A 12,915-nucleotide genomic window follows, 5' to 3' on the forward strand; every position below is an offset into this window, starting at 1 on the left:
GGCTTCAGGCGCGGCGGGTGGCCGACTCGAGCTTGATGGCGGTCCGGATGGCTCCCCGGGCACGGCGGCGGTCGCCCGAGCCGTCGTAGGCCAGGCCGAGCCGGTACCACGAGCGCCAGTCGTCGGGGTTCTTCTCGACCTCTTCCCGGTAGGCGGGGAAGACGGCGTCGGCGTCGTCGCGCACGACGCGGCCGCTGGGGCGCACCTCGAGCTCTTCGGCGGGCAGCGCATTGTCGGCGGCGAGCCGCTTGCCGAGCTGTTCCGCCCGCACGCCGAACCAGAGTTCGCGCCCGAGGCCCCAGATGGCCACCACGGGCAGCACGACGAGGGCCACGCCGAGGCCGATCCCGACGCCGTCTCCGCTGGAGAGAAGCACCCAGGCGCGCTGGCCGACGAGACCGATGTACAGCAGCAGAAGCACCGCCATCACGGCGACGCCGATACGAGCGGTCATGCGTCGGTCGCGCGGTCGAAGGCCGTCGCGCTGGCGACCTGGCCGGGCACTCCCGAGTCGTCGATCGGCTTCGTCTCGCGCTCGCGGGGCGTGCGCAGGCCGAGGTCGATGAAGGTGTCGAGGCCGACGATCACCCCGCGGGCGTCGCGGGCGGCGGCGAGGGCGATGCGGATGCCCGGGGCGTAGGCGAGCGCCGGTTCGATCGTGTCGTGGACGATCGTGACCGACTCCCCCGGGCCCGACAGAACCGTCTCCTGGCGGGCCACCACGCCCGGGCGGCGCAGCGAGTGGATGGGCACGCTCGCGACCTGCTGACCCCGCGCGCGCTGGTCGGCATGGGGCGACTCGACCGGGCCCGCCGACGAGCGCGCGGCCGCGATCATCTCCGCGGTGCGCACGGCCGTGCCGCTGGGCGAGTCGATCTTGGTGTCCCGGTGCGCTTCGACGATCTCGATGGATGCGAAGAACGGGGCCGCGGCGGCCGCGAGGGCCGAACCGATGATCGAGCCGAGCGAGAAGTTCGGGATGAACACGACGCCCGTCCCCGCCTTCTCGACCAGGGGACGCACCAGCGCGATGCGCTCGTTCGACCAGCCCGAGGTTCCGACGAGAACGTTGATGCCCCGCTCGACGGCGGCCCGCACCACGTCGAGGGAGACAGCGGGCGTCGAGGCGTCGATCACGAGGTCGGACCCGTCGAGGTCGGCCAGGTCGGAGCGCGACGTCAACACGCCCACGACCTCGAACCCGGGCTCCGCCTCGACGACCTCGCGAATCACGCCGCCGAGCTTCCCCGTACCGCCCACGATGGTCACGCGCGTCGTCATGCCCCCAGCCTACGGCGCTACCCTCGACCCATGACCGAGATCCGCCCCGTGCCGGTCGATCACTCCGACGCGCACGGTCTGCTCGAGGAGTACTTCGCCCTCCGAGCATCCATCTTCCCGGGTGGCACGTACCGCACCGTCTTCCCGGAGGCCGCCACTTTCACCGAGCCGGCCGGCGTCTTCGTTGTTCTGTACGACGGCGACGAGCCGGTCGGATGCGGCGGTATCCGCCGTCTCGCCGACGGCCCGCACGGCACCCGCTACGAGGTCAAGCACCTCTACGTGTGCGACGCCGGCCGCGGCCGCGGGTGGGGCCGGATGCTGCTCGCCGACCTCGAGACCAGAGCCGCCGCTCTCGGCGCCGCCGAGATGGTGCTCGACACCCACCACACCCTCGACGCCGCCGGCGCGCTCTACGCGCGGTCGGGTTACGAGCAGATCGACCCTTACAACGACAACGCGAACGCGACGCGCTGGTACGCGAAGGCGCTGGACGCGTAGCGAGAACCCTTCCGACGTCGCCCCGCTAGGTTGAGCGGGTGCCCATCGTCACGCCGCCCGTCGCGGATGACTCGCTCACGCCCTTCGACGGTGGGGTCGGAGTGCTCACTCGCGGCGGTGAGGTCATGGGCCACGTCGCAACGACGCTGGGCTCGTTCTGGTCGCCGTTCAGCCCGCTGCGAATGCAGTGGTGGGTCTGGTACATCGTGGCGTGGAGCGATGGCGCACGCGAGCCGTCTACCGAGGATTATCCGCCGTTCCTCAGCGTGAGCCAGATGAAGGCCGGGCACCTCGAAGTGCTCAGCCGCGATCCGTCGCGGACCGGCCGGTACGACTTCGCGTGGTTGGGCTCCGCGGAATCCGCAGCGACGCTCGCCCGGCTCCGCATCACTCCCGAGGATTTCTGAGGCCGGTCACGCACCCCACGAACGCGCCGCGAGGTTTCGGGCACGCTCGGCGCGCAGCATCCGCCCGCGCGGCGACTGTCGAGACGCGGGCTATCGGCCGGGGCGCGGGCTTTCGGGACGGGATTGCCCGCGTGCGGGCCGAAAGCCCTCGTGCGGGCGGGGCGAACTAGACGGGGATCGTCTCGGGAAGGCCGGTGCGCAGCTCGAACGGAAGGTGCGCGAGATCGTTGTGGGTGAGCATCGACCAGGGGCGGCCCTTGCGCTGCGACAGCACCGTCAGGCCGCAGTGCGCCTGGTTGAGCGTCATCCAGCGCCAGTCGGGCGTCTGGAGCACCTCGCGCACGAACCACGCGATCACGAAGTTGTGCGTGATGAGCAGCTCGTGAACCTCGCCCGGCTTGCGCACGAGGAACTCGCTCGTCGCGTCCGCCATCTGCGCACTGCCGGCCTCGACCTCGGCCTCGGTGACGCTGCCGAAGAAGGGCTCGTAGGCCCCGGGGGTGTCCTCGGTCATGCCCGTCGGCACACAGTCGAACAGCAGCGCCGAGGGCTGCGGTGACACCGACGGCAGGCGCTCGGCGACTGCGGCGGCGGTCTGGGCGGCCCTTTCCAGCGGCGAGTGCCACACGGCGTCGAGAGGCACCCCCGACAGCCGATCGGCGATCAGGGCGGCCTGGCGCATCCCCCGCGGCGAGAGCGGACCATCGGTGAGACCGTGCTCCGCGTCTTGATGCTCGCCGTGGCGCACGAGATACAGGTAGTGCGTCACGTCAACTCGATTCGTCGTCGGGCGGCGTACTCCGTGCCACGCATTTCAGCCTACGACACGGGTCGCGGCAGCGCTCGGGTTACTCGACGGCGCGTGCGATATCGGCGAGGTGCGCACGACTCAGTCGCGCGCCGACTCCCTGGATGAGCTCGACCACGTTCTCGGGCGCCACGGCGTTCACGATCGGAGCGGTGACGACCTTCTGCGCGAGCAACCACGCGACGGCGACGGCGGCGTCGGGAAGGCCCAGCTCGGCACCGACCGCGTCGAGGGCGCGCAGGGCGCGGCTCCCGCGGCGGTTCAGGTTCGCGGTGAGCTGCGCACCACGGACGGAGCGCACGACGCTCGGGCGCGTGCGGTGCCCGCCGGCAAGGAATCCGTGCTCGAGGGCGTGCGACGGCGTGAAGGCCATGGCCTGCGCGCCCGCCACCAGACGCAGGTCTCCGGTGAACTCCTCACGACGCAGCAGGTTGTACGGCGCGTCGAGGACGGTGACGCGCGGGTATCCGGCCGACGAGAGGATGCGGGCCTCCACCAGCTGGGCGGCGGTGTACCCGTAGGCGCCCACCGCTCGGACCTTGCCCGACTCGACCAGCCACTCGGCGGTGGCGAGGGTGTCTTCGAGTACTGCACCCCGGTCACTCGTCGCGTCGAGGTACAGGACGTCGATCCGGTCGGTCATGAGGCGCGCGAGGGATGCTTCGACCGCGCGTACGAGCGACACCGAACCCAGCCCCGGGTTATCCGGGTGGCCCCCGACCCGAACGGCGACCACCGTGTCATCGCGCATTCCGCGGGAGTGCAGCCACTGCCCCACGATGTACTCGCTGCGTCCTGCCGAGTAGCTGTCTGCGGTGTGGATCGCGTTGCCACCGAGCTCGGCGTAGGTGTCGAGGATGGCGTGACTGGAGGCGATGTCGACGTTCCAGCCGAACTCGGCAGCCCCGAGGAAGAGGGGGAAGACGTGAAAACCCGAGTCGCCCAGGGCCACGCGCACGACGCTTCCCACGCCGGCGCCCTGCACCGGGATCGGAGCCGACGGGTGGGGGAACCCGGCTGCGGGCGAGCCGAAGGGCGCCGTACCTCCGACGCTCAACCCCGACATCACGCGACTCCCTGCTGATCGGTTCCGCTGCGGGGGGCGTTCTCGACTTCGCGACTCGTCCTGGATTCCCGCGTACTTCGAGGGTAGAGCAGACAGCGCACGCGGCCTCCGCCCGTCCCACCCGCCCGATAAATATTCGGTAACGCTTTCAGACGGCGAATGCCCGCCCCGCCGAAGCGGAACGGGCATTCACGGTCGTCCGGTCAGGAGGACCGGACGGAGGATCACCCCTCGGCGGGAGCCTCGGGGCCCTCGCTCGCGGCTGCGGAGCCCTCCTGATCGGCGGCCTCCTGGTCGTCGGTCACGGGCTCGAGCGACAGCTTGCCGCGGTCGTCGATCTTCGTGATGCGCACGAGGAGCTTCTGACCGACCGAGAGCACGTCGTCGACGTTCTCGACGCGCTTCCCGCCGGCGAGCTTGCGCACCTCGCTGACGTGGAGCAGCCCGTCCTTGCCCGGGAGCAGCGAGACGAACGCACCGAACGTGGCGATCTTGACGACGGTTCCGAGGAACTGCTCGCCGACCTCAGGGTTGGTCGGGTTCGCGATCGCGTTGACCTGGGCGCGAGCGGCCTCGGCCGACGGACCGTCGACGGCGCCGATGTAGACCGTGCCGTCCTCCTCGATGGAGATGTCGGCGCCGGTCTCGTCCTGGATCGCGTTGATCGTCTTGCCCTTGGGGCCGATGAGCTCACCGATCTTGTCGACCGGGATCTGCACGCTGATGACGCGGGGCGCGGTGGGCGCCATCTCGTCGGGGGCGTCGATCGCGGCGTTCAGGACACCGAGGATCGTCAGGCGGGCTTCCTTGGCCTGGGTCAGCGCGGCGGCGAGCACCGACGACGGGATGCCGTCGAGCTTCGTGTCGAGCTGGATCGCGGTGATGAACTCGCTCGTACCGGCGACCTTGAAGTCCATGTCGCCGAGTGCGTCTTCCGCACCGAGGATGTCGGTCAGCGCGGCGTAGCGGGTCTGACCGTCGACCTCGTCGGTGACGAGGCCCATCGCGATGCCGGCGACCGGCGCGCGCAGCGGCACACCGGCGTTCAGGAGCGAGAGGGTCGAGGCGCAGACCGAGCCCATCGACGTCGAACCGTTGGAGCCGAGAGCCTCGGACACCTGGCGGATGGCGTAGGGGAACTCGTCGCGCGCCGGCAGAACCGGAACGAGCGCGCGCTCGGCGAGGAAGCCGTGCCCGATCTCGCGACGCTTCGGGCTTCCCACACGGCCGGTCTCACCGGTCGAGTACGGCGGGAAGTTGTAGTGGTGCATGTAGCGCTTGCGCGTGATGGGCGACAGCGAGTCGATCTGCTGCTCCATCTTCAGCATGTTCAGCGTGGTGACACCCAGGATCTGGGTTTCGCCGCGCTGGAAGATGGCCGAGCCGTGGACGCGCGGGATGACCTGCACCTCGGCGTCGAGCGGGCGGATGTCGGCCAGGCCGCGGCCGTCCATGCGGACGCCCTCGGACAGGATGCGTCCGCGCACGATGATCTTGGTGACCGACTTGTACGCGGCCGAGAACTCCAGCGTCGCGACGGCGGGCAGCTCGCCGGCCTCGACGGCGGCGAGCAGCTCGGCCTTGACGGCCGCCTTGAGCTCGTCATCGGCGTTCTGGCGCTCCTGCTTGTCGGCGATCTGGTAGATCGGGACGAGCTTGTCGTAGGCGCGGCCGGCGACGAAGTCGTAGGTCTCCTGGCTGTAGGCCGGGAAGACGGGGAACGACTGGATCTCCTTGGCCGCGGTGTTCGCCACGGCGTTCTGGGCATCCACGAGCTGCTTCAGGAACGGCTTCGCGGCCTCGAGGCCCTCGGCGACGACCTGCTCGTTGGGCTTGACGGCGCCGCCCTTGATGAGGTTCCAGCTGCCCTCGGTGGCTTCGGCTTCGACCATCATGATCGCGACGTCTTCGTTGCCGTTGGCGTCGGTGATGACACGGCCGGCCACGATGAGGTCGAAGACGGCCTCCTCGAGCTGCGACACGGTCGGGAAGGCGATCCACTGGTCGGCGGTCTCACCGGCACCGGGGATGAGCGCGAGGCGCACACCGGCGATCGGACCAGAGAACGGCAGACCCGAGATCTGGGTCGAGAGGGATGCGGCGTTGATCGCGAGCGCGTCGTAGAACTCGCCCGGCGCGATCGACAGGACGGTGACGACGATCTGCACCTCGTTGCGGAGGCCGGAAACGAACGACGGGCGCAGCGGCCGGTCGATCAGACGGCAGACGAGGATCGCTTCGGTCGAGGGGCGGCCCTCGCGACGGAAGAACGAGCCGGGGATCTTGCCCGCGGCGTACGAGCGCTCTTCGACGTCGACGGTCAGCGGGAAGAAGTCGAAGCCTTCGCGCGGGTGCTTGCCGGCGCTGGTGGCCGAGAGGAGCATCGTCTCCTCGTCGAGGTACGCGGCGACCGCGCCCTGCGCCTGCTGCGCGAGACGACCGGTTTCGAAGCGAACGGTGCGGGTGCCGAAACGGCCGTTGTCGAGAACGGCTTCAGCGGCGGTGATTTCAGGACCTTCCAAGAGGTCTCTCCTTCTGTTTTGTGAGAGCACGTTGTCGCGCTCACGCGCGACGGTGCCGTCGTCTTTGTTTAGACTCGCGTGCCCGAATGACGACGCGAGGCAATCGAAGGAGCAGGAACAGGCAGAAAAGGGCACGCGGACAGCATCCGTGTGAGATCCCGGCGACTGGCCACCAGTAGACGACCACCCGGCTATCGCGACGGGGAGTCCACCACAGGGGACCAGCGTCCTGCCGGCCTGCTCCATGAGCTCATATGTAATTGAGCGGATTGCCGAAGCAACCCGACTCAGCCTACCAGCGCGCTGCTCGCCGCCGCCGCTCCGCTGCGGGGCGCGCCCCAGGATTCGGGATAGCGCCGAGACCGCGCGACCGTTTACCTTTGCCCCATGCGTCCCGTTCGTCACACGAGTCACAGCGCGCTCGTCGTCGCGCTGGTGATCGGGATGCTGCTGACCGCTCCGAGCCCCGCCCGTGGCGCGACCGTCGACGAGATCGAGGCCGAGCTCGCGACCGTGGAAGAAGCGGCCGCGTCGGCGTCGGACGACGCCCTCGTCGCAGAAGCTGCCGCGCAGGATGCGCGCGGGGCCGCCGAGACGGCGGCCGCGCGCGTCGCCGCCCTCGACACGCAGGTCGATGCGACGGAGGCGGAGGCGACCGCGCACGCCGCTCGCGTGGTCGCTGCGGTCGTCGCCATCTCACGAGCGACGGCCGACAGCCCCCTCCTCGCCCGGGTCCTCACCTCCGCCGACCCGGAGAGCCTGCTCTCGGGACTCAGCACGGCCGAGAGGACGGGTCGGCTCTCGGCCCAGCTCGCGCGATCGGCCCGAGAGTCGGCGAACGCGGTCACCGCACAGCGCTCTCAGGCCGACGTCGTGCGCGCCGAACGAGACCGGCTCGCCACCGAGGCCGAAGCGGCCGCAGCCCGGGCCCGGAGCCTGGTCGACGCCGAGACCTCCGCCATCGCGTCGGCTCGAAGCGAGCTCGATGCCCTGTACACCCGGCTCGCCGCAGCGCAGCGCACAACGGTCGAGCGCGCGAAGACCCAACGCGAGCAGCGCACCATCGCCCAACAGGCGGCGCAGCCGGCGGCCGGGGTGCCCACGTCGCCCTCCCGCGCGCCGGTGACGCCCGTCACATCTCCCCCCGCTCCCGCAACTCCCCCGGCTCCGGTGACCCCCGCGCCTCCGCCGGTGGTACCTCCCGCGGGCACGCCGATCGCCTCGCCCGCCGAAGCCCAGGCGATCGCCCGCCAGATGTCAGCCGCCCGCGGCTGGGGCGACGATCAGTTCTCCTGCCTCGTGCGCCTCTGGAACCGCGAGTCGGGGTGGCGCGTGCAGGCCCGGAACCCGTCCAGCGGCGCCTACGGGATCCCCCAGGCGTACCCCGCCGAGAAGCTCGCCGCCGCCGGCCCCGATTGGCGCACGGATGCGGCGACGCAGATCTCCTGGGGATTGTCCTACATCGCGTCCCGCTACGGGTCTCCGTGCGGGGCATGGGATCACTCCGAGCGCACCGGGTGGTACTGAGCGGCCCGGCCGACCTAGGGTGGGGACATGAGTACCGAGGAAAAGCCCGCAGGCGCAGCATCCGATGACATGAAGCGCAAGTTCCGCGAGGCTCTCGAGAAGAAGAACGCCCACCAGCGTTCGGGCGAGGCCCACCTCGACGGAGACTCCGCGGTGCACTCCACCAAGGGGCCGGCCAGCGGCAACCGCGACTTCAGCCGCCGCAAGAGCGGCTGAGCCCGACCGTGGTCGGCGAGTGAGACACCGCTCGCGGCGACCGCGTCATGACGGTTCGCCGTCGTCGGTCGAGGCGACCCCGGTTCGCAGCGCCGTCAGGTGACGGCGGCTGCGATCGCTCGCACCTGCGGCATCTCCCGCCGCGATGGCCTCGACGATGTCGGCGTGGAGACGCTGATCGGCGTCGGTGGCGGGTTCCGCGCTGAGCGCGAGCATCTGCACCATCGCGTCGCGACTGCGCGCGGCGAACGTATCGAACAGCTCGACGAGTAGAGCGTTCTGGCTCGCGGCGACGATGCTCCGATGGAATGCGGTGTCGGCGTCGACCCGCTCGACGATGTCGTCCCGGGCGAGATCGCGGCTCGCCAGCGCCGCGCGGATATCGACCAGGTCTGCGTCGGTGCGCCGCGCGGCGGCCAGGGCGGCCGCTTCGCACTCGACGGCGATGCGCGCCTCGAGGATCGCCACGATGTTCGTTCGCATCACCAGCGAGTCCCAGTCATCGGTCGGCGCCAGGGCGCGCAGGAAGACCCCCGCGCCCTGACGGCTGACGAGCACACCCCGTCCGGCGAGCTGTCTGATCGCCTCGCGCATCGTCGAGCGTCCCACTCCGAGCTGCGGCGCGAGGGTCGTCTCGCCGGGGAGCTTCTCTCCGACCTCCCACTCTCCGGCCTGGATGCGCTCGAGAAGCAGACGCGAGACCTGGTCGGAGAGCGATTCACGGTGCACGGATGCCATAGGCACCATCATACTCCTCAGCTTGTCTGATGAGTTGTGTTACCGTCATCGCGTGACTCCTCCAGACTCTCGACTGTCGACCCCGGTCGGCCCCGTTCCCCGTGATGCGCCCCACTGGAACCGGCAGCGCCATTCCCAGATGCGCTCCTCCCGTTACCGCGACGTGTTCGCCCGAGTGCCGGTCCCCGCGCTCGAGCGCGAATGGCCGTCGCGTCGACTGACGGCGGCTCCGCTGTGGGTTCCGGTCGACCTGCGCGACGGCAATCAGGCCCTCGCCGAGCCCATGGACCCATCGAGGAAGCGGAGCTTCTTCGAGCTCATGGTGTCGATGGGTTACAAGGAGATCGAAGTCGGCTACCCCTCGGCCTCGCAGACCGACTACGACTTCGTGCGCCTGATCGCCGAGAGCGACATCGCGCCCGCCGACGTCACGGTCGTCGTCTTCACGCCGGCCCGGCGCGATCTCATCGAACGCACCGTGGAGTCGATCCGCGGCATCCGCAACAGCGTCGTGATCCACATGTACACGGCCACGGCGCCGGTGTGGCGAGACGTCGTGCTCGGTCATGACCGCGCAGCGCTGCGCGAGCTCATCCTGGATGCCGGTCGCGACGTGCTGCGATTCGCCGGCGACCTTCCGAACGTGCGGTTCGAGTTCTCGCCGGAGGTGTTCAACCTCACCGAACCCGACTACGCCCTCGACCTGTGCAACGCCGTCACGACGCTCTGGGACGCCAGCGCCGATCGCCCGGTGATCCTGAACCTGCCGGCGACCGTCGAAGTGGCCACTCCGAACGTGTACGCGGATCAGATCGAGTACATGCACCGCAACCTCGAGCGGCGTTCGTCGGTCATCCTGTCGGTGCACCCGCACAACGACCGAGGAACCGGGGTCGCCTGCGCGGAGCTCGCCGTCCTCGCGGGCGCTCAGCGCGTCGAGGGGTGCATCTTCGGCAACGGCGAGCGCACCGGCAACGTCGACATCGCGACACTGGCCCTCAACCTCCACGTCCAGGGCATCGACCCCATGATCGACTTCTCGGACATCGATCACATCCGCCGGGTGGTGGAGCACAGCAACCGCATCGAGCTCCACCCGCGGCACCCCTACGTCGGCGACCTCGTGCACACGGCGTTCTCCGGCACCCACCAGGACGCGATCAAGAAGGGCTTCGCCGAGCATCGCGATCGCTCCGTGCAGTCGGGTACCCCCGGCGACCGACTGGCCTGGCGCGTGCCCTACCTTCCGGTCGACCCGGCAGACCTCGGCCGCAGCTACGAGGCGGTCATCCGCGTGAACTCCCAGTCGGGCAAGGGTGGCATCGCCTTCCTGCTCGAGCGCGACTACGGCATCGACATGCCGCGGCGGCTGCAGATCGACTTCTCCCGCCGCGTTCAGCAGCACGCCGACGAGACCGGACTCGAACTCGACGCGGCGCAGCTGTTCGCGATCTTCGAACGCACCTATCTCTCCCCCGTTCCGTCGGCGATCGAGCTGCGTTCGCTCGAGGTGTCGACGACGAACGGCGAGACGGCGGTCGGGCTCCGCGTCGGCATCGACGGCGTCCAACACGCGGGGACTTTCGCCGAGGTCGGCCCCGTCGAGGCGACCGCACTGCTCCTTCTCGAGGCCGGGCTCGGCGTCGAGATCGTCTCCCTGCACCAGACTTCGCTCGCCGCCGGCAGCGACGGCGACGCGCTCACCCTCATCGAGCACCGGGTCGACGGCGAGGCACGCTGGGCGGCGGGTCGGCACCGTTCCGTGCTCGAAGCCTCGGTCGCGGCCGTTCTCGGCGCGGGCGCTCAGGTGCTCGACACGCGCTTGCGGCGCCCCCGTCCGGGAAGCTCGACGTAGGTCAGGTGCTTCGCGATGCGTCCGTCGCCGGCGGTGCGCCCGTGCAGCCGCCGCCAGACCCACGGCAGCGCGTCGCGACGCAGCCACGACCCGGGCATCGGCATCTCGTCGGAGTGGAACGCCTCGTCGAGGTCGCTGAGCGCCTCGGCGTCGGGCACCCCCAGCACGTCGGCCGCGCGGTAGGCGACGAGGCGGTGCCCCGCCGGACGCAGGTGCACCCGGTCGTCCGACCACAGGGGCAGCTCACCGAGCGCCGGCGTCGCTTCCAGGTCGAGCAGGATGGCGCCCGTCTCGGCCGCGATCCGACGCAGTTCGGAGTTGAAGGTCGCGAACCGTCTCGCGAAGATCACGGCCGCACGCCGACGCGGGAGGAACACCGTGGCCAGGAGCACGTCGGCGCCCGTCGCCCGCACCTCGCGCACGACCCGCTCGAGCTGCGTCACCAGCGCGGGGATGTCGACCTTCGGCCCGACGAGGTCGTTCGACCCCATGAGGATCGAGACGAGGTCGGGGCGCATCCTCAGGGCGTGCGGCACCTGTTCCTCGACGAGGTCTCGCATCTTGCGGCTGCGAACGGCGAGGTTCGCATAGCGGAACACTCCGTCGCTCGATGCCGCGAGCAGTGACGCGAGCCGGTCGGCCCACCCGCGGTACTCGCCGTCCGGCATGCGCGAGCCATCGCACAGCCCCTCCGTGATCGAGTCGCCCAGCGCGACGTAGCGCCGCCACGGCCGTGAGACCGCGGGCGCGGCGATTGCCGGCCGATGGCGGCCTCGGGCGGGCAGGCCGTCGTCCATGGGTCGCAGCGCGATCGCCTCGCGGTAATGCCCGACGAGCTGCGCCCCCAGGGCATCCCAGGTGCGGCCCGCGACGCTCTCCCGGGCCGCGCGGGCGAACGCGCGGCGCTTGGCGGCGTCGCCCACGAGGTCGGACACCCGCGCGCGCAGGTCGTCGAGATCGCCGGGTCGGTACAGCCAGCCGTCGATGCTGCTGCGCACGAGGTCGAGAGGTCCGCCCACTCCGGTCGCGACGACGGGGACACCGCTGGCGAGAGCCTCCTGGATGGTCTGCCCGAACGTCTCGCTCTCGCCGGGGTGCACGAACACGTCGAATCCGGCCATCACCTCACCGAGCTGCGCCCCCGACAGGTGTCCGGTGAACACGGCGTCCGGCAGCATCCGCTCCAGACCCGCCCGCGACGGACCGTCGCCCACGACGACCAGGCGCGTGCCCGGCAGGTCGGCGAGCGCGCGGAGGTCGTCGACCTGCTTCTCGGGGGCGAGACGGCCGACGTAGCCGATGATGACCTCGCCCGCGGGAGCGACCGCCCGGCGCCAGGCCTCGTTGCGGTGGGCCGGGTCGAACCGCACCGCGTCGACGCCTCTCCCCCACCGTCGGATGCGGTCGACGCCGAGCTCTTCGAGCTGCGCGGTCGAGGCCGACGAGGGCGCGAGCGTCAGGGTCGCGCGACGGTGCAAACGGGACACGTGGGAGCGGGCGAACGCGGTGGCCTGCGACACCCCGTACTTCTGCGCGTAGGCGATGACGTCGGTCTGGTAGACGGCAACCGTCGGGATACGCAGCGCGTCGGCCGCGGCGATCCCCTGCCAGCCGAGCACGAACGGCGAGGCGAGGTGCACCACGTCGGGCCGGAAGCTGCGCAGCAGCGCGGTGAGCCGAGCCGCACGCGCGAACACGACCCGCACCTCGGGGTAGGACGGCAGCGGTACCGAGCGCAGCAGCTCGGTGCGGGCACCGTGGAGGTCGGTCGTCACCTCGCCCGCCCGCGGGGCGATGACGAGCGTCTCGTGGCCCTGCGCGTTCAGGTGACGGAGAACGTGGAGCACGGAGCCCGTGACCCCGTTCATGTGCGGGAGGAAGGATTCGGCGAGCAGCGCGACTCTCACGCCTCCAGGGTGAGGGCATCTCGGCGTCCACGGACGCCAGGAACGCCCCGATCGCCGAGAGTTCACCTGATCAACCCCGGGGCGTCA

The 12,915-nt window shown here is 70.5% G+C and carries 12 protein-coding genes; 5 read left to right on the forward strand and 7 right to left on the reverse strand.

All coding sequences use genetic code 11. From position 1 onward, the window contains the following. Positions 1-4 precede the first annotated feature (4 nt). Together ABTU82_RS14060 and dapB are read right to left on the reverse strand one after the other, a co-directional pair. Positions 5-454 carry a tetratricopeptide repeat protein gene (locus tag ABTU82_RS14060; protein WP_116647354.1) on the reverse strand — a complete coding sequence of 150 codons (450 nt, stop codon included), beginning with the start codon at positions 452-454 and terminating at the stop codon, positions 5-7. Continuing rightward, complete coding sequence (dapB, locus tag ABTU82_RS14065; protein ID WP_116647355.1) at positions 451-1,281, reverse strand: 4-hydroxy-tetrahydrodipicolinate reductase; 831 nt, start codon at positions 1,279-1,281, stop codon at positions 451-453. The genes ABTU82_RS14060 and dapB overlap by 4 nt, the downstream gene beginning before the upstream one ends. Before the next feature lie 30 nt (positions 1,282-1,311). Here dapB and ABTU82_RS14070 point away from each other — a divergent pair, with 30 nt between their 5' ends. Together ABTU82_RS14070 and ABTU82_RS14075 are read left to right on the forward strand one after the other, a co-directional pair. Further along, a complete protein-coding gene (locus tag ABTU82_RS14070) occupies positions 1,312-1,782 on the forward strand; it encodes a GNAT family N-acetyltransferase (protein WP_116647356.1) in 471 nt (156 codons plus the stop codon). A 38-nt stretch (positions 1,783-1,820) separates the two neighbouring features. Then, positions 1,821-2,189 (forward strand): hypothetical protein, encoded by a 369-nt coding sequence (locus ABTU82_RS14075; protein ID WP_407173893.1) that lies wholly within the window; start codon positions 1,821-1,823, stop codon positions 2,187-2,189. A 166-nt stretch (positions 2,190-2,355) separates the two neighbouring features. Here ABTU82_RS14075 and ABTU82_RS14080 read toward each other — a convergent pair whose 3' ends face one another. From ABTU82_RS14080 to ABTU82_RS14090, 3 genes are all read right to left on the reverse strand, one after another. Beyond that, positions 2,356-2,958 carry a histidine phosphatase family protein gene (locus tag ABTU82_RS14080; protein ID WP_116647358.1) on the reverse strand — a complete coding sequence of 201 codons (603 nt, stop codon included), beginning with the start codon at positions 2,956-2,958 and terminating at the stop codon, positions 2,356-2,358. Positions 2,959-3,037: 79 nt separating this feature from the next. Further along, positions 3,038-4,063 carry an aldo/keto reductase gene (locus ABTU82_RS14085; RefSeq protein ID WP_116647359.1) on the reverse strand — a complete coding sequence of 342 codons (1,026 nt, stop codon included), beginning with the start codon at positions 4,061-4,063 and terminating at the stop codon, positions 3,038-3,040. A 224-nt stretch (positions 4,064-4,287) separates the two neighbouring features. Beyond that, the gene (locus ABTU82_RS14090; protein WP_116647360.1) at positions 4,288-6,585 is read right to left on the reverse strand and encodes a polyribonucleotide nucleotidyltransferase; all 2,298 of its coding nucleotides are present in this window, start codon (positions 6,583-6,585) and stop codon (positions 4,288-4,290) included. 387 nt (positions 6,586-6,972) lie between these two features. Between ABTU82_RS14090 and ABTU82_RS14095 the strand changes: the two genes are divergently transcribed. Together ABTU82_RS14095 and ABTU82_RS14100 are read left to right on the forward strand one after the other, a co-directional pair. Then, positions 6,973-8,112 (forward strand): aggregation-promoting factor C-terminal-like domain-containing protein, encoded by a 1,140-nt coding sequence (locus tag ABTU82_RS14095; RefSeq protein ID WP_407173894.1) that lies wholly within the window; start codon positions 6,973-6,975, stop codon positions 8,110-8,112. 27 nt (positions 8,113-8,139) lie between these two features. Then, the gene (locus tag ABTU82_RS14100; RefSeq protein WP_116647361.1) at positions 8,140-8,328 is read left to right on the forward strand and encodes a DUF5302 domain-containing protein; all 189 of its coding nucleotides are present in this window, start codon (positions 8,140-8,142) and stop codon (positions 8,326-8,328) included. Positions 8,329-8,373: 45 nt separating this feature from the next. Here the strand turns inward: ABTU82_RS14100 and ABTU82_RS14105 are convergent, their stop codons facing one another. Beyond that, positions 8,374-9,066 (reverse strand): FadR/GntR family transcriptional regulator, encoded by a 693-nt coding sequence (locus ABTU82_RS14105; RefSeq protein ID WP_407173895.1) that lies wholly within the window; start codon positions 9,064-9,066, stop codon positions 8,374-8,376. A 52-nt stretch (positions 9,067-9,118) separates the two neighbouring features. Between ABTU82_RS14105 and ABTU82_RS14110 the strand changes: the two genes are divergently transcribed. Next, positions 9,119-10,921: a 2-isopropylmalate synthase gene (locus tag ABTU82_RS14110; protein ID WP_479724362.1), complete on the forward strand. Its 1,803-nt coding sequence runs from the start codon at positions 9,119-9,121 to the stop codon at positions 10,919-10,921. On the opposite strand, the gene ABTU82_RS14115 is transcribed toward ABTU82_RS14110, so the two are convergent. Then, complete coding sequence (locus ABTU82_RS14115; protein ID WP_407173896.1) at positions 10,870-12,828, reverse strand: GDSL-type esterase/lipase family protein; 1,959 nt, start codon at positions 12,826-12,828, stop codon at positions 10,870-10,872. The two genes, ABTU82_RS14110 and ABTU82_RS14115, sit on opposite strands and share 52 nt — an antisense overlap. Positions 12,829-12,915 lie beyond the last annotated feature (87 nt).

The sequence above is a fragment of the Microbacterium deferens genome (assembly GCF_045517775.1).
GTDB lineage: Bacteria > Actinomycetota > Actinomycetes > Actinomycetales > Microbacteriaceae > Microbacterium.